Below are 24052 nucleotides of genomic sequence, written 5' to 3' on the forward strand. Positions count from 1 at the left end.
CGACCGACACCCGCGCAGCGGCTTGGGAGCCGCCGGCGCCGCGGCCCGAAAGGGGCGCGGGACGGAAGGAAGCGCATGACCAAGAGCGTGGTCGTCACCGGGGCGACCGGTGGGATCGGCCTTGCCGTCGCCCTGGAGCTGGCGGGATCCGGCTTCGACGTGATCGGCACGGCCAGGACCCGGGAGCGGGCAGAGCGCCTGCGCGAGGCCGCCGAGCGCGCCGAGGTGGGCGTGCGCACGGTCCTGCTCGACGTCGCCGACGCCACGTCGACGGTGCGGGCCTTCACCGAGATCGCCCAGATGACCGCCGGCGGCCCGTGGGCCGTGGTCAACAACGCCGGGATCGCGCAGCCGGGCGCGATCGAGGATGTGGACGACGAGCAGATCCGCGCCCAGTTGGAGACCAACCTGATCGCGCCCGCGCGCATCGCCCGCCTGGTGCTGCCGCAGATGCGCCGGTGCCGGGACGGGCGGATCGTCAACATCTCGTCCGTCTCCGGCCGGATCTCGAACCCGTTCCTGGGCTGGTACTGCGCGAGCAAGCACGGGCTGGCCGCGATCACCGACGCGCTGCGGATCGAGACCGCCGGGTTCGGCGTCAAGGTCGTGCTGATCGAGCCCGGCAGCTTCGGTACCGACATCTGGGAGCGCGGCATGTCCCGGCTGCCACCGCGCAAGACGTCGGCCTACAACGACTCCTACGACCTCGCCGACGACCTGGTGCGCCGGGCCAAGGCGCTGCCCGGACCGGCGCCGGTCGCACACGCGGTGCGTGTCGCGCTGAGCGTGCCGCGACCGCGACCGCGCTATCTGGTGGGCAACGACGCCCGGGCCGGTGCGCTGCTCGACCTGGTGGCGCCCACCGCTCTCGCGGATTACGCCAAAGGGGTCGCGACCGGGCTGCGTACGCCTCCGGAGCGGGTCACCCGCACGCTGGCCCGATTGACCCGGCGACACGGCCCCCGCTGACCCGCGTCGGCCGCGCATGACAGGCTGGTGCCCATGCAGGTGTACAGCGAACGACTCGGCGTGCCGGCCTCGTGGTGGGCCCTGACCGTCCTGATGGCCGTCTCGGGCGGGTTGGTGGGCCTGGCCTTCGGGATCGCGGCGACCTTCGTGCTCGCGCTGGCCCTGGGCGCCCTGACGGCGTGGGGCACCGCCGCCTACGGCGCGGCACGGATCACCGTGACCGAGACCGAGCTGTCGGCGGGTCGGGCCACGATTCCGCTGACCGCGCTCGGTGCGGGCGTCGCGCTCGACCCGGAGCAGGCCCGCTCGCTGCGGATGGAGAACGCGGATCCGCGCGCGTTCATGCTGCTGCGCGCGTACATCCCGGGGGCCGCGCGGATCGAGGTCACCGATCCGGCCGACCCCACGCCCTATCTCTATCTGTCCTCGCGCAACCCGCAACGTCTGGTCGACGTCGTGGCCGCGCTGCGCGCCCGCGCCTGACCGCGGTGCGGACGGGCTCGATCCCGGCTCGGGCGAGCCGGGGGTGAGCCGATCGTCCGGCGCCGAATCGGCCACCGGACAGTCAAGAACGCCCGCCGGTGCGTCGGCGGACGTTCGACTTCGTACGTCATGCGTGCGGCTTCGTCACACCCACGCCCTCGTATCGTGTTCCCGCGTTCAAGGACGCTCGGCGAACGTCGACGGTCCAACTCCTGCCGATACCCGTATGGCGTGTGCAGGGTTGCCGTTCATCGCCGGTCGTCCTCGACCGCACACGATCAGGCGCAGTCGCTGCAGATCGCCTGGCCGTCCTTCTCCTTGGCCAGCTGGCTGCGGTGGTGCACCAGGAAGCAGCTGGAGCACGTGAATTCGTCGGCCTGCTTCGGGACGACCCGGACGGACAGCTCCTCATTGGAGAGGTCCGCACCGGGAAGCTCGAGAGACTCGGCCTGCTCGAACTCGTCGACGTCGACCGAACCGGCCGACTTGTCCACGCGCCGAGCCTTCAGCTCCTCGATGCTGTCTTCGTTGATGTCGTCATCGGTCTTACGCGGGGTGTCGTAGTCGGTTGCCATGTACCTCTCCCCCTCCGGGTGGATCTGCGGTGCTCAATCGTGCGACATCGCCCGAGGACCTTCGTGGACGATGCCTTCAGCGCACGTAACGCGCGAGGGGCCGGAGTTGTGCCCGACCCGAAGCGCAGATTTTGCCTTACATCAAGGCTCGTTACGCAATCGACACCCAACCGAACCCCCAAAGAGGTGACTTGGTTGGATGGGGGGCCACTGTAACCCCGTACCGCCCTGCACAACCAGGAGGAATCGTGACGGTCTACGCGCTGGGTGATCAAATACCCAAGGTGCACCCCGATGCTTATGTGCACCCGGATGCGGTCGTGATCGGCAGCGTGGAGATCGGCGCGGATTCTACGGTGTGGCCGGGGGCCGTACTGCGCGCCGATCACGGCCGGATCGTGATCGGCGAGCGCACGTCGGTCCAGGACGGGTGCGTACTGCACACGACGGCGCCGTGGCCGACGGTAGTGGGCGACGAGTGCGTGATCGGTCACATTGTGCATTTGGAGGGCTGCGTGATCGAGGATCGTTGCCTGGTCGGCAACGGCGCGGTGGTCATGCATCAGGCCGTGGTGCGCACAGGTGCCCTGGTGGGAGCGGGTGCGGTGGTCGGAAATCGGATCGAGGTGCCGTCCTACGCGATGGCGCTGGGGGTGCCGGCGAAGATTCGCGAGAACGCCGTTCCGCCGGGCGCGTTCGCGGAGGCGGTGCGCAGTTACGTCGAGAACGGTCGCCGTTTCCGTCGGGATCTGCGGCGGATCGACTGATCGGCGCGTGCTCACGGGGTCGGCGGGGTGTGTCGGATCGCACACGTCCGCTTCGGTTTGAAGGCCCCGTTCGGCCCCGTATATATGTGCGACACGGGGGCTGGGAATCACACGGGGAGTGTTGTGCTCGAGTTGGCCGGCCTGGACAAACGGTTCGGTGAAAAGGTCGTCCTCGACGACCTCTCACTGACCGTACAACCGGGCCAAATGTTTGGTTTCGTCGGCACCAACGGTGCCGGCAAGACGACGACCATGCGCATCGCGCTGGGTGTGTTGGCGCCGGACGCGGGCGAGATCCGCTGGCGCGGGGTGCCGGTGGACCGCGACGTGCGGCGACGCTGGGGCTACATGCCCGAGGAGCGTGGCCTGTATCCGAAGATGCGCATCCGGGATCAGCTGGTCTACCTGGCCGAGCTGCACGGGATGACCCGCGTCCGGGCGCACGAGTCGGCCGAGCGCTGGTTGGACCGGCTCCAGGTCGCGGGCGGGCCCGCGGACCGGCTGGAGACCCTCTCGTTGGGCAACCAGCAGCGGGTCCAGCTGGCCGCCGCGCTCGTGCACGAGCCGGACCTGCTGGTCCTGGACGAGCCGTTCTCCGGCCTCGACCCGGTCGGCGTGGACGTGATGGCCGGCGTGCTGCGCGAGCGCACCGCCGCGGGTGCCTCGGTGGTCTTCTCCAGCCATCAGCTGGAACTGGTCGAGTCGCTGTGCGACGCGGTGGGGATCATCAACAACGGACGCATGCACGCCGTCGGCACCGTCGCCGAGCTGCGCGGGGACGACCGCGCGGTGCGCTACCGGGTGCGGCTGGCCCAGGCGCCGACGGACTGGGCGCAGGAGGTCACCGGGCTGAAGGTGCTCTCCGCGCAGGAGGACACGGTGCTGGTCGAACTGCTTGCCGGGACGAGCGAGCAGGTGCTGCTCGACGCGGCCCGGGCGGCGGGCCGGGTGCTGGCCTTCGCGCCCGCGACCCCCTCCCTCGCCGAACTCTTCCGCGAGGTCGTCAACGGGACGGAGGTCGGCGCGTGAGCACCGGCGGCAGCACGTTTTGGTCCGCCGTGCGCCTGGTCGCGCGCCGCGAGTTCACCGAGCGCATCCGGGACCGGGGCTTTCAGATCTCGGTCGGGGTGATGTTGGCGATCCTGCTCGCGTCGGTGGCCATCCCGGCCGCACTCGGCGGCGGCTCGGACAAGTACGACGTGGCCTTCCTCGGCCCGCAGCAGACGCAACTGGCGCAGACCGCGCAGCGACAGGCGACGCTGCTGGACGTGGACGTGCGGGTCGGCTCCGTCGCCGACCGCGCGGCGGCCGAGAAGGCGCTCGCGGACGGGAAGCTGGACGCGGTCGTGGACGACGGCCGGATCCTGGTGGACAGCAAGCTGGCCGACCCGCTGGCGGCCGTCCTGCAGAGTTCGTGGGCCACCGTGGAGCGGGACCTGCGCCTGAATGCGGCGGGCATCGACCCGGGCGCGGTGAACCAGGCCTCGGCGATCGCGCCGATGCCCAGGACCACCCTGGATCCGGACGCCGACCAGCGCGACGCGCGCAAGGGCATCGCCTTCGTCGGCACCCTCGTGCTCTACGGCATGCTCATGCTGTTCTGCATGTGGGTGGCGAGCGGTGTGGTCGAGGAGAAGTCCAGTCGGATCGTGGAGATCCTGCTCGCGACCGTGCCCGCCCGCGCGCTGCTGACCGGCAAGATCCTCGGGATCGGCCTGCTGGGCCTGCTCCAGATGCTGGTCACCGCGGTGGTCGGGCTGGTCGCGGCGTCCGCGCTGGGCACGATCGAGCTGACCGGCGACATGGTCTATCCGGTGGCGCTGGTGCTGCTGTGGTTCGTGGTGGGCTACGCGATCTACGCGTGCATGTTCGCCGCCGCCGCGGCCCGGGTCTCGCGCCAGGAGGACCTGCAGAACGTCATCACGCCGATGACCTCGCTGCTGATCGCCTCGTTCCTGGCCGCCGTCTTCCTCGGCCAGAAGGGCGGCACGCTCGCCCAGGTGCTGGCGTACGTGCCGCCGTTCTCGGCGATGCTGCAACCGGTCCTGACCGCGGCCGACGAGGTCTCCGTGGCGGAGAACCTGGCCGCCCTCGCGATCGCGCTGCTCGCGCTGGTGGGCCTGGTCCGGTTCGCGGCCCGGATGTACGAGGGCGCGGTGTTGCGGATGGGCGGCAAGGTCGGCTTCCGGGAGTCGCTCGGCGGGTCCGCCCGCAAGCGCTGACCCGGCGCGCACATGCCCAGGCCCGCCGTCCCCGAGGGGGCGGCGGGCCTGGGCGTGTTCCGGGCGGGGGTCCCGCTCAGCGGCGGTTGGCCGCCTTGCGGGCCTCCAGGGCGAGCCGGCGCTCCTCGAAGCGCACCACCTGGGAGTCCAGGCCGCCGAGGAACAGCGCGAGCTCCTCACGGGCCTTCTCGCCCTCCGGGCCCAGGTCCGTGCGCTCCATGATCTTGAGGTTGCGCAGCACCGGCAGGATCACGTCGTTCTGGTGGATCGGCAGGTTGTACACGCCGCCCACCGCGAGCTTGGCCGCCGCGCGCTCGAAACCGCTGATCCCGTGCCCGGGCATCCGGAAGTCGGTGACCATCTCGGTGACCGCGCGCATCGCCTGGTCCGGGGCGATCTCGAAGGCCGCCTTGAGCAGGTTGCGGTAGAAGACCATGTGCAGGTTCTCGTCCGTGGCCACCTTCGCGAGCAGCTGCTCGGCGATCGGGTCGCCACACGTGCGGCCCGAGTTGCGGTGCGAGACCCGGGTGGCCAGCTCCTGGAAGGTCACGTAGGCGATCACGTGCAGCGGGTTGTCCATGTGGTCGCCCTGATAGCCGGCCTCCATGTGTTCCATCCGCGAGCGCTCCAGCGCGACCGGGTCCACCGCGCGGGTGGCCATCAGGTAGTCGCGGATCGCGATGCCGTGCCGGCCCTCCTCCGCGGTCCAGCGGTGCACCCAGGTGCCCCACGCGCCGTCGCGACCGAACATCGCCGCGATCTCGTAGTGGTAGCTGGGCAGGTTGTCCTCGGTCAGCAGGTTCAGCGTCAGCGCTATCCGGCCGACGTCGGTGAGCCCGGACTCCTCCGGGCTCCACGCCTCGCCGCCGAGCACGCCGTCGAAGTCGCGACCGGCGCTCCACGGCACGTACTCGTGCGGGAACCACTCCTTGGCCACCGCGAGGTGGCGGTCCAGCTCGACGGCGACGACCTGCTCCAACTCGCGAAGCAGGTGCTCACCGGTCGGGGCGGGGGCGAGAAGGTTCATCGGCTCTCCAGGGCATAGGCAGACAACGTCGTACAGCGGCAGACACGGAGGACAACGCTGTGCATCGCCCGCACGACGCGTCCCTACGATTCCGTAACTTACGACAGCGTAGGTTGGTTCCACCCCAAGACGGAAATGTGATCCACGACTCTCGTACGTTCGTACGACGAAATCGGGCCGCGGCGGCCGTCCGCACCGGGCCGGCCGCCGTCGTCGATCAGCCCGCCGGGAAGCCGATCCGCATCATCAGGCCACCCTCTTCGTGCGGCTCGACCTCGATCCAGCCGCCGTGCGCACGCACGATCGAGCGCACGATGGACAACCCGAGCCCCACGCCCTTGTCGCTGGCGATCCGCTCCGTGCGCAGCCGCCGGAACGGCTCGAACATGTTGTCCACCTCGTAGCCGGGCACCACAGGACCGGTGTTGACCACGGTGAGCACCGCGACGCCCGCGGTGGACTCGGTGGAGATGTCGACCGTGCCGTCGGGCCGGTTGTAGCGCACCGCGTTCTGGATCAGGTTCATCGCGACCCGCTCCAACAACACGCCGTTGCCCTGGAGCACGGCGGGACCGAGCTCGTCGTGCAGGGTCACCTTGCGCTCGGCCGCCTCCGCGCCGGTCTGGTCCACCGCACGGCGGGCCACCTCGGCCAGATCCACCGGCTTGCGCTCGGTCAGCTCGTTGTCGCTGCGGGCCAGCAACAGCAGGCCCTCGATCAGGCCCTCGCTGCGCTCGTTGGTGGCCAGCAGGGTCTTGCCGAGCTGCTTGAGCTCGACGGACGCCTCCGGATCGCCGAGCGCGACCTCCAGCAGGGTGCGGTTGATCGCCAGCGGCGTGCGCAACTCGTGCGACGCGTTGGCGACGAACTTGCGTTGCGACTCCAGCGAACGATCCAGCCGGTCGAGCATGTCGTCGAAGGTGTCCGCGAGCTCCTTGAACTCGTCGTCCGGCCCGTCCAGGTCGATCCGCCGGTGCAGGTTGGATCCGGCCACCTCGCGGGCGATCGAGGTGATCCGCTCCAGCGGGCGCAACACCCGGCCCGCCATCACGTACCCGAACCCGAAGGCGATCACCGACAGCAGCAGCAGCGCCAGCAGCGACTGCTGGAGCAGCGAGTTCAGCGCGGCGTCGCGCTGGTGGATCTGCTGGATGGTCTGCCACTGCTCGAACTGCTCGGGCGTCATCGGCACGCCGTTGATGGTCATCAACGTGTTCGGCGCCAGGCTGAGATTCAGCCGGCCCTCGGTCAGGCTCTGCCGCACGAGCAGATAGACGGTGCCGAGCAGCAGCACCCCGGCGATCAGGAACATCCCGCCGTACAGCGCGGTCAGTCGCATCTTGATGGTGGAGCGCAGCAGCGCGGGCAGCTGCGAGGGGGCCATCCGCGACAGCCGGGACATCTCCGCCGCGTCGTCGGCGTCCCGGCCCAGGATCAGCCGTCGGCCGCCTGCGGTCGGGCGCTGCGGGTCGCGACCGAGGTCGCGGGCGGGCTCGCGATTGGGCCTGGGCGGTGCGCCCGGCGGCCCACTGGGACGCGGCGGCTGGGGCGGGCGGCCCGGGCGCGGCGGTGGACCGGGCTTGGGCGCCGGACCCGGCTTCGCGGGTGCCGCGGCAGGCTTCCCCGGCACCGGGGCGGGCGTCGCGGGTGCCGGGGCGGGCGTCGCGGGTGCCGGACCCGGCCTGGCCGGCGCCGGGGCCGGCTTCGCAGGTGCCGGACCCGGCTTCGCGGGCGCGGTCGAGGCGCCCGCGGCCGGCTTCGCGGAGCCGGCTGCGGTACTTCCGGCTTCCGCCGGGACGGCCCGAGAGCTGTCGTTCATGGCGGTCCTCAAATGCGGTATCCGGCGCCGGGCACCGTCAGGATGACGGGCGGCTCGCCGAGCTTGCGGCGCAGCGTCATGACGGTGACGCGGACGACGTTGGTGAACGGATCGGTGTTCTCGTCCCAGGCCTTCTCGAGCAGTTGCTCGGCCGAGACCACGGCCCCGTCGGCGCGCATCAGCACGTCCAGCACCGCGAACTCCTTGGGCGAAAGGTGCACCGGGACGCCCTCGCGCAACACCTCGCGCCGGTTCGGGTCGAGCCGGATGCCGGCCCGCTCCAGCACCGGCGGCAGCGGGGAGACGGCCCGCCGGCCGAGCGCGCGCACCCGGGCGATCAGCTCGCTGAAGGCGAACGGCTTGGGCAGATAGTCGTCCGCCCCCAGCTCCAGACCCTCGACCCGATCGCTGACGTCGCCGGCCGCGGTGAGCATCAGCACCCGCATCGGAATACCGGTCTCCACCACCGCCCGGCACACGTCGTCGCCGTGCACGATCGGCAGATCCCGGTCGAGCACCACCACGTCGTAGTCGTTGACGGCGATCCGCTCCAGCGCCGCCTCCCCGTCGTATACGACGTCGACGGCCATCGCTTCCCGGCGCAACCCGGTCGCTACCGCGTCCGCCAGGAGCTGCTCGTCCTCGACTACGAGAACCCGCACCGGCTGTGCCTCCTGCTCGATGAAAGGGGATGCATCCGTTGTCCATCTTCCCCCGCACCCCGGTAAAGCCCCGGTAAGCCGACCGGCGGCCCGGGCGGGCGGGACGGGGCCGCCGAGCCGGTCGGGTCTCGGACGTTACGGCACCCCCCGAGGGAGGGAAGGATTCCGGTACGCCCCGGAAAGTCCGACACTGCGCCGTTGGGCAGGACAAGTCCCCTGGTCAGACCCCTGGAGCGGGCGTCGCCAAAGGCCGGGATCGGTGGTTTCCCCGGCGATGTACGGGGGGTAGGACAACCGAAACCGGCGACGACGAGTGACATTGGGGCGGCCTTATGGACGAATTCACGGCCGGCGTACTGCGACGCATACGTGAGACCGAACAGGCACTGAAGCAGGCGTGCGACACCGGCGACGATTTCCTCGTCGAGGTCGAACAGTCCGAGTTGGACGACCTTCTGCGGATGGCATCGGAGCACGGCGTGCGGGTGCTTCCCGAAAGCGCCTGACCCACCGCGACACCACCCGAACCACAGGCGCACCGGTTACTTTCCCCCCGGCGAGGTCCCCGAGCGGACGCCGGGGGTTCGGCTGTCGGGGCGAGGGTCACGAGGCCCGGATCGAAGGATCCGGGCCTCGCGCGTGCTCCGGCCTACGCGTGCAGAGCGGCCAGGGCGGCCTCGAACTCGGCGCGCAGCCCGGCGGGCGCGGCCAGGCACAGGCTCGACCCGTCGGGCTCGGGCCACAGGTCCTCGATCACCTCGGCGCCGGCCTCGCGGGCGATCAGCGCGCCCGCCGCGACGTCCCAGGGGTTCAGGCCGCGCTCGTAGTAGGCGTCCACCCGGCCTGCGGCCACCGAGCACAGGTCGATCGCGGCCGAACCGCCCCGGCGCACATCCCGCACGCGCGGCAGCAGCGCGCCGATCACCGCGGCCTGCCGGGTGCGCCGCTCGACGGTGTACCCGAATCCGGTCGCCACCAGCGCCCGGGCCGAGGGGGTCGCGGGGCGGCAGTGGATCGGCTTGCCGTTGCGGTAGGCGCCTCCGCCGCGCACGGCGTGGAAGGTCTCGCCGACCACCGGCACCTCGACCACCCCCAGCAGGGTGCCCTCCACCGTCTCGGCGGCGATCGACACGCACCAGCCGGGCAGGTCGTACAGGTAGTTCACGGTGCCGTCGATCGGGTCGATCACCCAGCGCACGCCGCTGCTGCCCGCGCTCGCGTCGCCCTCCTCGCCGAGGAAGCCGTCGTCCGGTCGGTGGGCGCGGATGCGTTCGATGATCAGCTTCTCCGCGGCCGTGTCCATCTCGGTGACCACGTCGGTGGGGCTGCTCTTGGTCGCCGCGACGCCGAGGTCGGCGGGACGCTCGTGCAACAGGAAGCCGCCGGTGTGCCGGGCCGCATCGCGAGCGATGGCCAGGAGTTCCGCGGTGTCGATCGTCATGGGTCCATCCTGCCGGCGCAACTACCCCAGCAGGGCCGCCCCGCGGGGCGCCCGGGCGGCCGCCTCCGGGTCCGCGCGCAGCGCCCGCGGGTCGGGGCAACAACCGACCGGGCACACGTCGTGCGCGGCGCCGAGCGCACCGAGCGCACAGCGCGCGGGCGTCTCGCCGCGCACCGCGGCGGCGCGTTCCAGCACCAGTTCGCGCACCGCGCCGGCGAACCTGGGGTCGGCGCCGGTGGTCGCGGCCCGGCTCACCGGCAGCCCGATCCGCGCGGCGGTCGCGGCGGCCTCCACGTCCAGGTCGTAGACCACCTCCATGTGGTCGGACAGGAACCCGATCGGCACCAGCACCACCGCCGGCACCTCGTCGTCGCCGCCCAGTTCCACGAGGTGGTCGTTGACGTCCGGCTCCAGCCACGGCACCTGCGGCGGGCCGCTGCGGCTGGAGTACACCAGGTCCCAGTCGTGCTCGCGCCCGAGCACCCGCGCGACGCCCTCGGCGACCAGGCGGGCGGTCTCCCGGTGTTGTGCGACGTAGCCGCCGCCGGCCGGGCCCGCGGTGCGTGCGGTGACCGTGGGGATCGAGTGGGTGACCATCACCAGTCGGGCGCCGTCCCGTACCGGCTCGGGCAGTTCGGCCAGCGCGGCCACCACGTGGTCCACCAGCGGCTCGACGAAGCCGGGGTGGTTGTAGAAGTGCCGCAGCTTGTCGAACCGGGGGGCGTGCTCACCGACTTCGGCTCGGGCTTCGAGCAGGTTCTCGTGATACTGCGCGCACCCCGAGTAGGACGCGTAGGCGCTGGTCACCAGGACCGCGGCGCGGCGGATCCCGTCGTCGGCCATCCGCCGCACGGTGTCCGCCAGATACGGGCGCCAGTTGCGGTTGCCCCAATAGACCGGCAGCCGCACGTCGTGCGCGGCGAAGTCGGCCTCGACCGCGGCGATCAGGGCGCGGTTGTGCGCGTTGATCGGGCTGGCGCCGCCGAAGTGCGCGTAGTGGCCGGCGGCCTCTCGGAGGCGTTCGCGGGGCACCCCGCGTCCCGCGGTCACGTTCTCCAGGAACGGGAGCACCTCGTCGGGGGCGTCCGGGCCGCCGAAGGAGAGCACCAGGAGGGCGTCGAACGGAGTGGGGTCGAGGGGCCGGGTCGCGTGCATGCCTGTGATCCTCGCATCGCCGACCCCGCGGTGCCCGCCACCCCCGCCCGCACGGCGTGAGTTGCGGCGCAACCGCGCGCGACCCCTTCCCGGTCCGATGACCGGCGAGTAATGTCCGGCTGATCCCACGGCGACCCCAGGAGGAACCCGTTGAGCAGCACCACCCCCGCCGTCTCCAAGACGCCCCCCGCCTGGCGGAACTGGGCCGGGAACCAGTCCGCCCGGCCGCACTCGGTGCTGACCCCCAGGTCCGCCGAGGAGATCTCGGCCGCCGTGCGCCGGGCCGCGGGGCAGGGTCTCGCGGTCAAGGCCGTCGGCGCGGGGCACTCCTTCACGTCGGTCGCGGTCACCGACGGGGTGCAGATCCGGCCGGAGGGGCTGACCGAGGTGCACGCGCTCGACCGTGCGGCGGGCACCGTCACGGTCGGGTCCGGGATGCGGCTGAGCGACTTCAACACACTGCTCACCGGCTACGGCCTGGCGCTCGCCAACATGGGCGACATCGCGGTGCAGAGTTTGGCGGGCGCCACCTCGACCGGCACGCACGGCACCGGGCGGGCGTCCGGCTCGCTGGCCGCGCAGATCCGGGGCATGGAGATCGTGCTGGCGGACGGCGAGATCACCACGTGCTCGCCGACCGAGAATGCGGAACTGTTCGCGGGCGCCCGGGTGGGCCTGGGCGCGCTGGGCATCGTGACCGCGCTGACGTTCGCGGTGGAGCCGAGCTTCCTGTTGGAGGCGCGCGAGGAGCCGATGAAGTTCGACGCGGTGCTGGCGGACTTCGACGCGATGTGCGCCGACAACGAGCATTTCGAGTTCTATTGGTTTCCGCACACGGACAACTGCAACGTGAAGCGCAACAACCGGATCGAGGGACCGGCGAAGCCGCTTTCGAAGGCACGTTTCCTGCTGGACGACGAGTTGTTGTCCAACGGCGTGTTCTCGCTCGCCTGCCGGGTGGGCAGGCGCGTGCCCAGGACGGTGCCCTCGATCGCGCGGCTGTCCAGCCGCGCGTTGTCGGCGCGGACCTACTCGGACACCTCGCACAAGGTGTTCACCAGTCCGCGCCGGGTGCGCTTCATCGAGATGGAGTACGCCCTGCCGCGCGAGGCGGCGACGTCGGCGCTGGCCGAGGTGCGCGCGTTCGTCGAGGCCGCCGGTCTGCCGATCAGCTTCCCGGTCGAGGTGCGGGTGGCTCCGGCGGACGATCTGTGGATGTCCACGGCGTACGGCCGCGACACCGCCTACATCGCCGTGCACATGTACAAGGGCACGCCGCACGAGCGGTACTTCACCGAGGTCGAGAAGATCATGGTCGGGCACGGCGGGCGCCCGCACTGGGGCAAGATGCACACCCGCGACGCGGACTACTTCGCCAAGCTCTACCCGAGGTTCGCCGACTTCACGGCGCTCCGGAACCGGGTGGATCCGGAGCGCCGCTTCGGCAACGACTACCTGCGTCGGGTGCTGGGCGACTGAGCCGCAGCCGCCGCCGACCGGGTTACGACCCGGAGCCCGCGTTCGACTTCGGATCGGACTTCGCCGCGCCCTGACCGGTGCCGCCGGCGTCGTTGCCCGCCGCCGCTCCGCCGTTGCCCGCTCCGCCGTTCGCCGCGCCGCCGGGCGGCGTGGTCGCGGGCGGGGCCGTGGCCGGCGGCCGGGAGCCGGTCGGGTCGGGTGTGGGGGTGTTGCTCGGGCGGGTGGTCGGGGTGGTCGAGGGCGCCGAGGTCGCGCCGTCGCCGCCGTGCTCGCCCGACGTGCCCTTGTTCCCGGTCTCCGGGCCGCGGGTGGGCGTCGATGTACCGGTGCCGGTCGGGTTCGGGGTCGACCCGGTCGGCGGCTTGGGCGGGTCGTGCCGGGCGGGCCGGTCGTCGACGATCCGCGAGATGGTCGAGCCGCCGCCGTCGCCGTGGCCGAACAGGCTCGCGAACGAGCGCCCGATCGCGGTCTCGGCGAGCGTCACGACGCCCATCGCCACGACGAACACGAGCACGGCTCCCACCAGCGATCGGCCGAGCCACACCCGTCGGTCGCCGACGTCGCCGGGCGGGGCCTGGATCCGGGCGGCGCCGGCCCGGGACGCTCCGCTCGGCGCACCCGCTTCCGGATCGAGGCGCTCGTAGTCGCCGACCGGCAGCAGCACCGTCTCGTCGAACGCCTGCCGCCGTTCGGCCACGCCGGTGGGCCGATTCGGCACCGCGGCGGGGTCCGGGCTGGGCCCGCCCTCGTGCGGCGGGCTCAGCGTCGCCCGCACGTCGCGCAGTTGCTCGCCGGTGCGCCGGAACAGGTGCACGTAGACCGCGCTCCCGACCGTGGCGACCACACTCGCGAGCGCGGCGCCGATCACGGTCCCGGCGACGCCGAGCGTGGAGAGCAGGAACGCCGAGGAGATGGCCGCCAGGGCACTGCCCACGACCTGCACCGCGTTGACATCGATCCGGCGACGTTCATTCTCGGTCCTTTCCGGCATCACTTTCCTTGCCCGTCCGCACTCGGACGGTGGTTAATCATGAAAAACAGGACTTCACCCTGCTTACGACCGAACAGCCCATCCACATCGTTCCGATCGGCCCAATCTTGTGATCGACATCACCCCGGACGGCCGAAAACGACTCGTCCGAACGGGACGCGCCGATGCGGCGCGGTGTGTCCCGGTAGAGCCCCCGAATGGAGTACTGTTCACGCGAGGTTCCGGAAAGACCTGTGCGCGAAAGGGGAGGCGACCGACCGCAGAGGTCAGGGTGGGGCGCCGCCCCGGTATCTACCCGAAATGGTGTAACCAAGGCAATTCGGCCAGTCAGGTAATAAATCCGACACGCCGGACAACTCGGTCAGGTTGTGGCCATGCCGAGGCTGGGCAGGTCACACTCGTAGCGGGAGCAACGACGCAGGTGACGTCGGCAGGCACCACCCGGGAGGTCCCCATGCCCGAACTGCGTGTCGTGGCCGTCAGCAACGACGGCACACGGTTGGTGCTGAAGGCTGCCGACGGCACTGAGTACATGTTGCCCATCGACGAACGGCTCCGTGCCGCCGTCAGGGGCGACCGCGCCAGGCTCGGCCAGATCGAGATCGAAGTCGAAAGCCAACTGCGTCCGCGTGACATCCAGGCCCGGATAAGGGCCGGTGCCACCGCGGAGGAGGTCGCACAACTCGCCGGCATCCCGGTCGACCGTGTGCGGCGTTTCGAGGGTCCGGTGCTCGCCGAACGCGCCTTCATGGCCGAGCGCGCCCGCAAGACGCCCATCCGTCGCCAGGGCGAGACCACCGGCCCGCTGCTCGGCGAGATCGTCACCGAACGCCTGCACCTGCGCGGCGCGGACTCCGAGTCCGTGCAGTGGGATTCCTGGCGACGCGACGACGGCAGCTGGGAGATCCTGCTGCTCTACCGCGCCGACGGCGAGATGCGCTCCGCGAGTTGGAGCTTCGATCCGCCCCGGCGGCTGGTCACCACGAACGACGACGAGGCCCGTTCGCTGATCGGCGAACACCCGGCGGCGTCCGAGACCCCGTTCCCGTTTCGGCCGCGCCTGGCCACCATCCCGCGCGAGAGCGACGACGACGCAATCACCAGCCTGCTGGACGCGGTCCCGGGGCTGCGCGGCGAACCGCAGGCCCAGTCGGTCTCCCCCGGTCCGATGCGCATCGACGTGACCGCACTGGCCGAGCGCCCGCGGGTGGGCAGCATCGAGCGGTCCGAGCGCGCCGAACGCCCGGAGCGGATCGAACGCGTCGAACGTGGCGAGCGGATCGAACGCGTGGAGCGGCCGGAGCGCCCGGAGCGCGCCGAACCGATCGAGGAAGAGGAGACCCAGGCCCCCGCTGCGGCGGCGGGCGCGGGCAGCGCGTACGAGAACGTCCTGGTACCGCGCGGCGTGGTCGGCCCGCACCGCGAGCGCCTGGTCGGCAGCACCGACCGGCAGGCCGAGGCGGACGGCGTGCGTCCGGGCCGCCGGGCGACCGTGCCCAGTTGGGACGAGATCGTGTTCGGCAGCAGGCGCAAACGCCGCGAGTGATCGACGCATACGGATACGCGAAGAGCCGAGGGCCCCGACGGGACCCTCGGCTCTTTCGTTGCCGGCAACGAACGGGCGCGGACCCGCTACTCGCCGGTGGCCACCGGGCGGTCCGGATCCGTGATCCAGTCGCTCCAGGATCCGGCGTACAGCGCGGCGGGGACGCCGGCCAGTGACAGCGCGAGCACCTCGTGCGCGGCGGTCGCGCCGGAGCCGCAGTACGCGGCGACCCGCGCACCGTGCACCGCGCCCTTGGCGGCGAAGTACTCCTTGAGCTCGGCGGGTTCGCGGAACCGGCCGTCGGCGTACGTGTACTCGGTCGCGGGCGCGCTGATCGCGCCGGGGATGTGGCCGGCCTTGGCGTCGATCGGCTCGGTCTCGCCGCGGAAGCGCTCACCGGCGCGCGCGTCCAGCAGCACGCCGCCGGCGGCCACCAGCGCCGCGGTCTCGTCCGCGTCCAGCCGCGACATCCCGCCCGGACGCGGAACGAACGTGCCGGGCTCGGCGGGCCCCGGCACCACGTCGGTGACCGGCAGGTTCGCGGCCGTCCAGGCCCCGAAGCCGCCGTCGAGCACCCGCACCCGGTCGTGGCCGAAGTAGCGCAGCAGCCACCACGCACGCGCCGCGGCGACGCTCTGGCCTGCGTCGTAGACGACCACGTCGGTCTCCGGGGAGACCCCCAGGCGGCGCATCGCCGTGCCGAACGCGGCCGGCTCCGGCATCGGATGCCGGCCCCCGGCGCCGGTGGGGGTATGCGGTCCGGACAACTCCGTGGCGAGGTCGACGAAGCGGGCGCCGGGTACGTGGGCGATCCGGTAGGAGTCGATTCCGGGCGGACCGCCGAGCTGCCAGGTGACGTCGAGCACCAGCGGCGGCGACGAACTGTCCAGGGCGGCGGCCAGGTCGGCCGCCTTGATCAGGGAACTCATACCCGCATCCTGCCTCGTGCGGCGGTCACCGACGAGCACATGTCCGACCCTGGTGGCAGCATCGGTTTCGGATCGTCCCGAATTGTCGGCATATGCCCGAGGAGGCAGTGATGAGCGAGTGGACCTCGCGGTATCCCACCGGCGTGCCGTGCTGGGTGGACCTGGGCGTGCCCGACGTCGAGGCCGGACTGGCCTTCTATCGTGGCCTGTTCGGCTGGGAGGGGGAGATCGGGCCGGCCGACGTGGGCCATTACACGACCTGCACGCTCGGCGGTCGCCCGGTCGCCGGCCTGATGGGGCGCATGCCCGGACAGGAGGGGCCCGTCGCGTGGACCACCTACCTTGCGGCCGACGACGCGGATGCGGTGATCGACCGGGTCCGCACGGCCGGCGGCACGGTGCTCGTGCCGCCGACGGACGTGCGGACGTTCGGCCGGATGGCGGTGGCCGCCGACTCGACCGGCGGCGTGTTCGGCGTGTGGCAGGCGGGCGACCACAAGGGCGCGGGTGTGGTCAACGAGCCCGGCGCGGTGGTGTGGAACGAGCTGTACACGCCGGAGAGCGCGCGGGCCAAGGAGTTCTACACGGCGGTGTTCGACTTCACCTACGAGGACATGTCCGACGCCGACTTCGACTACGCGACGTTCCATGTCGGCGGCGAGCTGCGCGGCGGCGTGGCGGGCGTGCGGAACGGCCCGCCGCCGCACTGGGCGACGTACTTCGCGGTGCGCGACGCGGACGAGACCGTGGACCGGGTGGACGCCCTGGGCGGCAAGGTGCTGCGCGGCCCGGAGGAGTCGCCGTACGGCCGGGTGGCCGCGGTGCAGGATGCGCAGGGCGCGGTGTTCAACGTGATCGCGGTGGCGTCGAATCCGAATGGTCCGCAATAGCCCGCCTGGTGCGAATCCGCGGCCGGTACCCCCTCGCGAGGCCCGCCACTCCGACCGGAAACCACTCCACCCTTGAGCCAAACGGGTGACGTAGAGTCGAGCTTGACGGGCTCCCGTCCGGAAACGGGGTCCGGGATCGGCGGGTTCCCGTGCGCCTACGTACACACGGGGCGCGTCGCCCGCGACCTTCCCGGTCGGGAGACGCATCTTCGTTCGACCATCGAGGGGGTCCTTTTCCATGGGCAAACTGTTCAAGATCGTCCTGTTGCTCGCCGCCGCCGCGGGCGTTGCCACACTCGTGGCGTCCAAGAAGCGCAACCAGGCCTGAACCGGCCTCGGTTCGTGCCGAAGGGACGGTCTCCGTGCGGAGACCGTCCCTTCGGCGTGAACGGGACCACCCGGCGCCGTCCCTTCGGCACGAACGAAACCGCCCGCCACGACCGAAGGTGCTCACCGGTCCTCGGCGCACGCCCTAGCCGCGAACCTCGAGAAGCGGAATCAGCTGTTCCGCCGAGGTCATCGACCCGTGCACGCCGGTGAGTCGCGATTCGCCCGGTTCGCGACGGGAGGCCACCACCGCGATGTCGCCGAAGGCCGCCGCGACGATGTCGCCGATGCGCGCTCGCACCCGGTCCTCGACGACCGGCCCGAACCAGCCCGCCTCGATCGCCTCGTCGCGGGTGAGCACCCACATCTGGTCACCGAGCATGTCGTCCCAGATCGCGTGCACGTCCTTGGTCGCGCCCGGACGGGTATACACGTGCCGCGCCCGGGACTCGCCGCCGAGGAGAGCGACGCCGGCGGACAGACCGGGGTCGCGGTCCACGTCGATGCGCTGCTCGGGAGCCACGTCGACCATGCCGTGGTCGGCGGTGACGTACAGGACCGAATCCGCGGGCAGGCCCTCGGCCATCGCCCGCACGACGCCGTCGATCCGCCGCAGTTCGGCGCGCCACTCGGGCGAGTCGACGCCCATGCCGTGGCCGCAGCGGTCGAGTTCGCTGGCGTAGGTGTACACGAGCACGGGGCCCGGTCGGGCGAGTTGCCGGTGCACGCCCTTGACCCTGGGCTCGCCGAACTCGGCGCCCACGTAGCGACCGCCGCGGAGCACCGCCTTGGTCAGTGGGGTGTGCTCGAAGATGACGTCGTTGACCTGCGCGACGGTGATCCCGGCGGCGGCGGCCCGCTCCAGCAGGCTCGGGTACGGCTGCCAGTCCCGCGGGCGGATGTCGTCGGCCCAGCGCAGCTGGTTCATCAGGCGGTTCTCGCCCGGCACCGCCACGGAGTAGCCGACCAGTCCGTGCACGCCGGGGGTGAGCCCGGTACCGAACGACGCGAGGCTGGTCGCGGTGGTCGCCGGGAAGCCGGCCGTCAGCGGCCTGCCGCTGCCCGCGAACGAGGTGCCCAGGAGCGAGTGCAGATACGGCGCCTCGACCGGGTGTGCCCGCAGCAGGTCCCAGCCCAGGCCGTCGATCAGGAACACGCACGCGGCGCGCGCGGGCGCGAGGCCGAGTGTGTTCGCCTCCCCCGGCATGCCGAGGGAGGCGGCTATCGAGGGCAACAGGTCGGACAGCGCCCCGGTCCCGTAGCGAGGCAGCGGGACCGGGGGTTGTTCGTCGAACCAGACGGAAGCACTCACTGGTTGATGCCGGCCACTGCCTCGGACAGCGCACGGGCGAAGGTCAGGGTGCGCTCGACCGCTTCGGGGCCGTCGGCGGCTTCGCTGACCCGCAGCGAGAGGTCGTCGGCGGTCAACGAACCGGTGTAGCCGTGGTCGACCTCACAGTTCGGGTCGGCGCAACCGGCCGGTTCGAGGTCGATCCGACCGACCGCACCCCAGCCGATGGTGAGCACGGCTTCGCGCGGCGGGGCTCCCGGGACGTACTCGGCGGGGTTGCCCACGACGCGACTGACCACGACCGACTCCAGGCGGTCGATCCGCACCGTCTCGGTGGACGTCGTCGCATACGGAGTGGGCGAGGTGTCGTCCGGTGCGTGTTCATCGGTGTGGCTGACCAGGAAACGGCCTGGTGTGAGCACCAGAACGGTGATGTGGCGGCGGACCTCATTGGAATCGAACGTGGTCTCCTGGTGCACCAGGAAAGCGTCGACCGGCTCGGTGCCGATCGTGGACTCGACCGCGTCGGCAACGAGGCTCGGGTAGTAACCGCTGCGCTCGATGGCCGTGCGCAGCCCCTGGGTCGAGGTGGTGGTCTTAGCCATACCCCCATCCTGGCACCTCCGAGGGCACACGTGCGCCATCCACCCCCTGCGAAGGTCGGGTTGCGCATCTGCCGTTGCCAAACAGTGACGGTTTGTCGACGTAATGACAGGACCGAACGGGTGAGGTGGATGCGCACTGTTGGTGCGTCCTCTACGGATCGCCACCGTGCGCCTTCCGTGCGCCCTCCCGGTGAACGGCTCGGCGGGGTTGACTGATCCCTCGAGAGGCCCGACCGGGGCAACAGGGACGCGCCGTCGACACGGTGGCACCGGTGGATCTCTCGCGACACTCGTGCCCCCCGGGCGGGGGAACGAGTGACACCGCCTCACCGCCGGGGACACTCGGGGAAACGACCGGCGCGGGGCGGCTCGGTCCGGAAAGCGTCGAACGGCATGAAATGCGCAGCCATGTGGAGGGTAGGCGCGGAGGGGCATGCCGCGGAGCGGATCCGGCCTGGAGCCGCCGCCGTACGTAGGTGCCACAGCTCGGGGTGGCATGTGAGTACGGCGGCGGTTCCGCATGTGTGTACGGGCACGCGTCGGCGCGCACCGAAGCGGATCCGCCCGCACCCGGGCGGTCCGGCGCGATCGCCGGCTACGGTCGGGACAGTGACCTGGGGCCCAGGTCGGTGCGGGCCGGCGGGCGGGACAGGCGGATCTGCGCGCCCAGTACGTGCGCGCCCTCGGCCGCCACCACCACCGGATTCAGCGCGATGGACGTCACCTGCGGCAGGTCGTCGGCCAGCCGGGACAGCCGCAGCAGGATGTCCTCCAGTGCGGGCACGTCCACGGGCCGTGCGCCGCGGTAGCCGAACAACATCGGCGCCGCCCGGACCTCGCGGACCAGGTCCGCCACGTCCTGATCGGTGGCCGGCACCAACCGGTGGGCCACGTCGCCCAGGAGTTCGGTGGCGGGGCCGGCCAGCCCGAACGAGAGCACCGCGCCGAAGGATTCGTCGTAGGTCAGCCCGAGCACGGTCGCGATCCCGTGCGGCGCCATCGGCTGCACCACCAGTCGGGCCTGGTCCGGGCCGCCCAGCCGGGTGGTCATCTCCCGGAACACCCGGCGCAGTCCGGCCTCCGCGCCGATGTCCAGCCGTACTCCGTCCACGTCCACCCGGTGGCGCAGATGTTCGGCGATCGTCTTGAGCGCGACCGGGTAGCCCAGTTCGGTCGCCGCGCGGACCGCCGCGTCCTCGCTGTCCACCCGCACCGCGGGCAGCAGCCTGACGCCGTAGCAGTCCAGCAGCTCGGCGGCGTCCGCCGGGGACAGGCCCACCGCGTCCGCCGCGCCGAGCCGGGCCCGGACCAGCGCGCGGGCCTGATCGGTGCGCACCTCGGGATGTTCGGGCACCGAGCCGGTGGGCCGCCGGCGCCACGCGGCGTAGCGCACCACCTCGGCGAGCGCGCGGACCGCGTTCTCCGGGGCCGGGTAGGAGGGCACCGAGCCGAGCGCCGGCACGCCGTCCGCGTCCAGTCGGCGCAGTTGGGTGGGCAGCCCCTCGTGCGCGAGGTAGGTGGTCAGCAGCGGCTTGCCGATCCGTGCCGCGTGCCCGGCCATCTCCGCGATCGCGCTCGCCACCTCGTCGCCCGACGTGGTCAGCGGTGGGATGAACACGGTGATCACCGCGTCCGTCTCGGTGCAGGCCAGTGCCTCGGCGAGCGCGTCGCGGAAGTCGTCGGCGGTCGCGGACGTGGTCAGGTCGACCGGGCGCCGCGGCTTCAGGCCCGCACTGGCGCACGCGTCCTGGGTGAGCAGGCCCAGCGAGTCGGAGTTGCCGATGATCGCGATCCGGTCGCCGGCGGGCAGCGGTTGGTAGGCGAGCAGTTGGCCCACGTCGAACAGTTCGGCGACGGTGGGCACCCGGATCACGCCCGCCTGCCGGAACAGTGCGTCGACCGCCGAGTCGGGCAGGGTCAGCGTGCGGGTGACGTGCCCGAGCGGTACGCCCTGGGTGTGTCGCCCGGACTTGACCGCGACCACCGGCTTGGCCCGGGAGACCCGGCGGGCGAGCCGGGTGAACTTGCGCGGGTTGCCGATCGACTCCAGGTGCAGCAACACCACGTCGGTGGCCGGGTCGTCCTCCCAGTACTGCAGCAGGTCGTTGCCGGAGACGTCGGCGCGGTTGCCCGCGGACACGAACGTGGAGAGCCCGATCCCCCGGCTCACGGTGGACTCCAGGATGGCGATGCCCAGCGCGCCCGACTGGGCGAACATGCCCACCCGGCCGCGGCGCGGCATCCGGGGCGACAGGCTGGCGTTGACCAGCAGGTCCGGGTCGGTGTTGAGCACACCCAGGCAGTTCGGTCCGATCACCCGCATGCCCCGCCGGCGCGCGGCGCGGACCAGGCGCCGCTGCCGTTCCCGGCCCTCGGGTCCGGTCTCGGCGAAGCCGGAGGACACCACGACCAGGCCGTGTACGCCCTTGCGCCCGCACTGTTCGACCACCTGGCGCACCGCGTCCGCGGGGACCGCCACCAGCGCCAGGTCCACTCCCCCGGGGATGTCCAGCACCGAGGCATAGGTCGGCACACCGTCGATCGGCTCGCTGCCGGCCCTCGGGTTGACCGCGTACAGGTCGCCGGTGAACTCGCCCGCACGCAGGTTGGCCAGGAGCGTGTTGCCGACCGTGCCCTCGTGCCGGCTCGCGCCGATCACCGCGACCGAGCGCGGGGTGAGCAGCCGGGCGATCGAGCGCGACTCGGCCCGGTGTTCGCGCCCGAGCATGACGCCGAGCGAGGTCTCGGTGGGCGCGAGTTCCAGGGTGAGCCGGACCACGCCGTCCTCGAATGCGGACTGCTGGGTGTAGCCGGCCTCGGTGAACACCGTGACCATCCGGCGATTCGAGGGCAGTACGTCGGCCACGAAGCGGCGGATGCCGCGCTCGCGGGCGACCGCGGCGATGTGTTCGAGCAGGACCGACGCGACGCCGCGGCCCTGTTGGTCGTCCTGGACCAGGAAGGCCACCTCGGCGGTGGAGGAGCGGCCCTGCGGGCCGGTGCGCACCGCGCGCCCGTCCGGGCCGATCCGGTCGTAGCGCACGATCGCGACCATCTCGTCGCCGACGAACAGGCCCAGGCCGACCCGGTCCACCCAGTCGTGCGTGGTGAAGTGGCGCACGTCGCGGTCGGAGAGTCGGGGGTAGGGCGTGAAGAAGCGCAGATACTTCGACTCGGCCGAGACGCGCGCGTAGAACTCGACGAGGCGGCCGGCGTCGTCCGGGCCGACGGGGCGGACGTGGGCGGTGGCGCCGTCGCGCAGCACGACGTCGGCCTCCCAGTGTTCGGGGGGCTTGGGTGGCACGTCTGCCGTGTCGGTGGGCTCCACGTTTGCGAGGCTAACCCCTGAGGCGCGTCACCGGTGCTTTCCGGCCGCCCCGATTCGGTTGGTGTCCGCCGCACCTGATAGACCATCAGATACCGTGCCCGGTCTCGTCGCAGGAGGTAACCCATGTCCGCTCAGGGCCTGTCCGCCGCTTTCCCCGTCGCCGACATGGCTGCGGCGGTGCGCTTCATGACCGCGGTACTCGGCGCGGAACCGACCTTCGTCGACGGTGAGCGCTGGGCCCAGTTCGACGTGAACGGCGGCCGGCTGGCGCTGGCCGGCACCGACCGCGAGGGCGAGGCGGCCTCGGTGATGGTCAAGGTCGCCGACCTCGACGCGGCCCTGGTGCCGCTGCGCGAGGGCGGGTTCGGTGTGGGCGAGCCGGTCGAGGGGCCGCACGAGGTGCGGGTCCGGGTGACCGGGCCGGACGGCTGGGCCGCCGTGCTGTACCAGCCGCGGCGCTGACCGCGGGTCGCGACGGGACGGCGGATTGCCATGATCATCGGAGTATCCGAGCGCCGAGGCGAGGCCGAACCGCCGCGTCCCGGTGCATATGCCGTGCCACTGCCGCCCGCGCCCGGTAGCGTCCTACCGGTGAACGGCTTGCGGATCCTGCCGGAGGTCGCGGACGCGCTCGCCGCGGGCCGACCGGTGGTCGCCCTGGAGAGCACGATCATCGCCCACGGGTTGCCGCGCCCGGACAACCTGCGGATCGCGCGCGAGATCGAGGGCCGGGTTCGGGCCGCCGGCGCGGTCCCGGCGACGATCGCGGTCGTGCACGGCCGTCCGTCGATCGGGCTGGACGCCGAGACGCTCGAATTCGTGGCCACGTGTCCGGACGTGCTCAAGGCCGGCATGCGGGATCTGGCCCTGGTCACCGCGCGGGGCGGGTACGCCGCGACCACCGTGGGGGCGACCGCGCACCTGGCCCACCAGGCGGGCATCCGGGTGTTCGCCACCGGCGGTCTGGGCGGGGTGCATCGGCAGGCGCGGGAGAGCTGGGACGAATCGGCCGACCTGGTCGCGCTGACCCGGTGCGGGCTCGTCGTGGTGTGCTCGGGGGTCAAGTCGATCCTGGACGTCGGCGCGACGCTGGAACGCCTGGAATCGCTCAACGTGCCGGTGGTGGGTTTCGGCACCCACACGTTCCCGGGGTTCTACCTGGTCGACTCCGGCCATCGGCTGGAGTGGCGGGTGGACACCGCGGACGAGGTGGCCGACGTCGTGCGGGCGCACGAGGCGCTCGGGCTGGGACGCAACGCCCTCGTGGTGGCCAACCCGGTGCCGCGGGCCGACCAGTTGGACCCGCAGTTGCACGACCGGGTGCTGAACGAGGCACTGGCCGCGCTGACCGACGAGGGCATCGGCGGCAAGGCGGTCACCCCGTTCCTCCTCGACTTCTTCCACCGCGAAACCGCCGGCGGCAGCCTGAGCGCCAACATCGCCCTCATCCTCGACAACGCCGCCCTGGCCGCCCGCATCGCCCAGGCCCTGACCATCACCTGAGCGCCGACGAACCGAGCCGGTCACTCCACTGCGCACAGCGTGT

22 protein-coding genes are annotated in these 24052 nt (G+C 71.8%); 11 read left to right on the plus strand and 11 right to left on the minus strand.

Going from position 1 to position 24052, the window contains the following annotated elements; translation table 11 throughout:
• Positions 1 to 75: 75 nt before the first annotated feature.
• Together ACZOOI_RS06460 and ACZOOI_RS06465 are read left to right on the plus strand one after the other, a co-directional pair.
• Positions 76 to 969: an SDR family oxidoreductase gene (locus ACZOOI_RS06460; protein WP_465279848.1), complete on the plus strand. Its 894-nt coding sequence runs from the start codon at positions 76 to 78 to the stop codon at positions 967 to 969.
• A 33-nt stretch (positions 970 to 1002) separates the two neighbouring features.
• A complete protein-coding gene (locus tag ACZOOI_RS06465; protein WP_465279849.1) occupies positions 1003 to 1452 on the plus strand; it encodes a DUF3093 domain-containing protein in 450 nt (149 codons plus the stop codon).
• A gap of 278 nt (positions 1453 to 1730) precedes the next feature.
• On the opposite strand, the gene ACZOOI_RS06470 is transcribed toward ACZOOI_RS06465, so the two are convergent.
• Complete coding sequence (locus ACZOOI_RS06470; protein WP_020555852.1) at positions 1731 to 2027, minus strand: DUF4193 domain-containing protein; 297 nt, start codon at positions 2025 to 2027, stop codon at positions 1731 to 1733.
• Positions 2028 to 2275: 248 nt separating this feature from the next.
• On the opposite strand from ACZOOI_RS06470, the gene ACZOOI_RS06475 reads away from it, so the two are divergent.
• From ACZOOI_RS06475 to ACZOOI_RS06485, 3 genes are all read left to right on the plus strand, one after another.
• The gene (locus tag ACZOOI_RS06475; protein ID WP_391581692.1) at positions 2276 to 2794 is read left to right on the plus strand and encodes a gamma carbonic anhydrase family protein; all 519 of its coding nucleotides are present in this window, start codon (positions 2276 to 2278) and stop codon (positions 2792 to 2794) included.
• 84 nt (positions 2795 to 2878) lie between these two features.
• Positions 2879 to 3823, plus strand: coding sequence for an ABC transporter ATP-binding protein (locus tag ACZOOI_RS06480; protein ID WP_465279850.1), 945 nt, complete (start codon positions 2879 to 2881; stop codon positions 3821 to 3823).
• A complete protein-coding gene (locus tag ACZOOI_RS06485; protein ID WP_465279851.1) occupies positions 3820 to 5016 on the plus strand; it encodes an ABC transporter permease in 1197 nt (398 codons plus the stop codon). The genes ACZOOI_RS06480 and ACZOOI_RS06485 overlap by 4 nt, the downstream gene beginning before the upstream one ends.
• A 76-nt stretch (positions 5017 to 5092) precedes the next feature.
• On the opposite strand, the gene ACZOOI_RS06490 is transcribed toward ACZOOI_RS06485, so the two are convergent.
• The 3 genes from ACZOOI_RS06490 to ACZOOI_RS06500 form a co-directional block, all read right to left on the minus strand.
• Positions 5093 to 6043 (minus strand): acyl-ACP desaturase, encoded by a 951-nt coding sequence (locus ACZOOI_RS06490; protein WP_465279852.1) that lies wholly within the window; start codon positions 6041 to 6043, stop codon positions 5093 to 5095.
• A 217-nt stretch (positions 6044 to 6260) separates the two neighbouring features.
• Entirely contained in the window at positions 6261 to 7427 is a 1167-nt protein-coding gene (locus ACZOOI_RS06495; protein ID WP_465279853.1) for a sensor histidine kinase, read from the minus strand.
• A gap of 443 nt (positions 7428 to 7870) precedes the next feature.
• On the minus strand, positions 7871 to 8524 hold the full coding sequence (locus ACZOOI_RS06500) for a response regulator transcription factor (RefSeq protein ID WP_020555846.1): 654 nt from the start codon (positions 8522 to 8524) through the stop codon (positions 7871 to 7873).
• Between the two features lie 332 nt (positions 8525 to 8856).
• On the opposite strand from ACZOOI_RS06500, the gene ACZOOI_RS06505 reads away from it, so the two are divergent.
• Positions 8857 to 9030 (plus strand): hypothetical protein, encoded by a 174-nt coding sequence (locus ACZOOI_RS06505; RefSeq protein WP_020555845.1) that lies wholly within the window; start codon positions 8857 to 8859, stop codon positions 9028 to 9030.
• 143 nt (positions 9031 to 9173) lie between these two features.
• Here ACZOOI_RS06505 and ACZOOI_RS06510 read toward each other — a convergent pair whose 3' ends face one another.
• Both ACZOOI_RS06510 and ACZOOI_RS06515 read right to left on the minus strand, forming a co-directional pair.
• Positions 9174 to 9965: an inositol monophosphatase family protein gene (locus tag ACZOOI_RS06510; RefSeq protein WP_465279854.1), complete on the minus strand. Its 792-nt coding sequence runs from the start codon at positions 9963 to 9965 to the stop codon at positions 9174 to 9176.
• 21 nt (positions 9966 to 9986) lie between these two features.
• Positions 9987 to 11120: a ferrochelatase gene (locus ACZOOI_RS06515; RefSeq protein WP_465279855.1), complete on the minus strand. Its 1134-nt coding sequence runs from the start codon at positions 11118 to 11120 to the stop codon at positions 9987 to 9989.
• A 150-nt stretch (positions 11121 to 11270) separates the two neighbouring features.
• Here ACZOOI_RS06515 and ACZOOI_RS06520 point away from each other — a divergent pair, with 150 nt between their 5' ends.
• Entirely contained in the window at positions 11271 to 12599 is a 1329-nt protein-coding gene (locus ACZOOI_RS06520) for a D-arabinono-1,4-lactone oxidase (RefSeq protein ID WP_465279856.1), read from the plus strand.
• A 22-nt stretch (positions 12600 to 12621) separates the two neighbouring features.
• Here the strand turns inward: ACZOOI_RS06520 and ACZOOI_RS06525 are convergent, their stop codons facing one another.
• Positions 12622 to 13590: a hypothetical protein gene (locus ACZOOI_RS06525; protein WP_465279857.1), complete on the minus strand. Its 969-nt coding sequence runs from the start codon at positions 13588 to 13590 to the stop codon at positions 12622 to 12624.
• 421 nt (positions 13591 to 14011) lie between these two features.
• Between ACZOOI_RS06525 and sepH the strand changes: the two genes are divergently transcribed.
• Entirely contained in the window at positions 14012 to 15136 is a 1125-nt protein-coding gene (gene sepH, locus ACZOOI_RS06530; RefSeq protein WP_465279858.1) for a septation protein SepH, read from the plus strand.
• 86 nt (positions 15137 to 15222) lie between these two features.
• Here sepH and ACZOOI_RS06535 read toward each other — a convergent pair whose 3' ends face one another.
• On the minus strand, positions 15223 to 16065 hold the full coding sequence (locus tag ACZOOI_RS06535) for a sulfurtransferase (RefSeq protein WP_465279859.1): 843 nt from the start codon (positions 16063 to 16065) through the stop codon (positions 15223 to 15225).
• A 110-nt stretch (positions 16066 to 16175) separates the two neighbouring features.
• Between ACZOOI_RS06535 and ACZOOI_RS06540 the strand changes: the two genes are divergently transcribed.
• Positions 16176 to 16955, plus strand: coding sequence for a VOC family protein (locus ACZOOI_RS06540; protein ID WP_465279860.1), 780 nt, complete (start codon positions 16176 to 16178; stop codon positions 16953 to 16955).
• A 472-nt stretch (positions 16956 to 17427) separates the two neighbouring features.
• Here the strand turns inward: ACZOOI_RS06540 and ACZOOI_RS06545 are convergent, their stop codons facing one another.
• The 3 genes from ACZOOI_RS06545 to ACZOOI_RS06555 all read right to left on the minus strand — a co-directional run bounded on the left by ACZOOI_RS06545 (position 17428) and on the right by ACZOOI_RS06555 (position 22506).
• On the minus strand, positions 17428 to 18594 hold the full coding sequence (locus ACZOOI_RS06545; RefSeq protein WP_465279861.1) for an alkaline phosphatase family protein: 1167 nt from the start codon (positions 18592 to 18594) through the stop codon (positions 17428 to 17430).
• Positions 18591 to 19178, minus strand: coding sequence for a DUF5998 family protein (locus ACZOOI_RS06550; protein ID WP_161365428.1), 588 nt, complete (start codon positions 19176 to 19178; stop codon positions 18591 to 18593). The genes ACZOOI_RS06545 and ACZOOI_RS06550 overlap by 4 nt, the downstream gene beginning before the upstream one ends.
• Positions 19179 to 19773: 595 nt before the next feature.
• On the minus strand, positions 19774 to 22506 hold the full coding sequence (locus tag ACZOOI_RS06555; RefSeq protein ID WP_465279862.1) for a bifunctional acetate--CoA ligase family protein/GNAT family N-acetyltransferase: 2733 nt from the start codon (positions 22504 to 22506) through the stop codon (positions 19774 to 19776).
• A 123-nt stretch (positions 22507 to 22629) separates the two neighbouring features.
• On the opposite strand from ACZOOI_RS06555, the gene ACZOOI_RS06560 reads away from it, so the two are divergent.
• Together ACZOOI_RS06560 and ACZOOI_RS06565 are read left to right on the plus strand one after the other, a co-directional pair.
• Positions 22630 to 22968, plus strand: a complete 339-nt coding sequence (locus ACZOOI_RS06560) for a VOC family protein (protein WP_465279863.1) — start codon at positions 22630 to 22632, stop codon at positions 22966 to 22968.
• A 30-nt stretch (positions 22969 to 22998) separates the two neighbouring features.
• Positions 22999 to 24009, plus strand: coding sequence for a pseudouridine-5'-phosphate glycosidase (locus ACZOOI_RS06565; RefSeq protein ID WP_465279864.1), 1011 nt, complete (start codon positions 22999 to 23001; stop codon positions 24007 to 24009).
• Positions 24010 to 24052 lie beyond the last annotated feature (43 nt).

Source organism: Embleya sp. L77 (genome assembly GCF_055557415.1).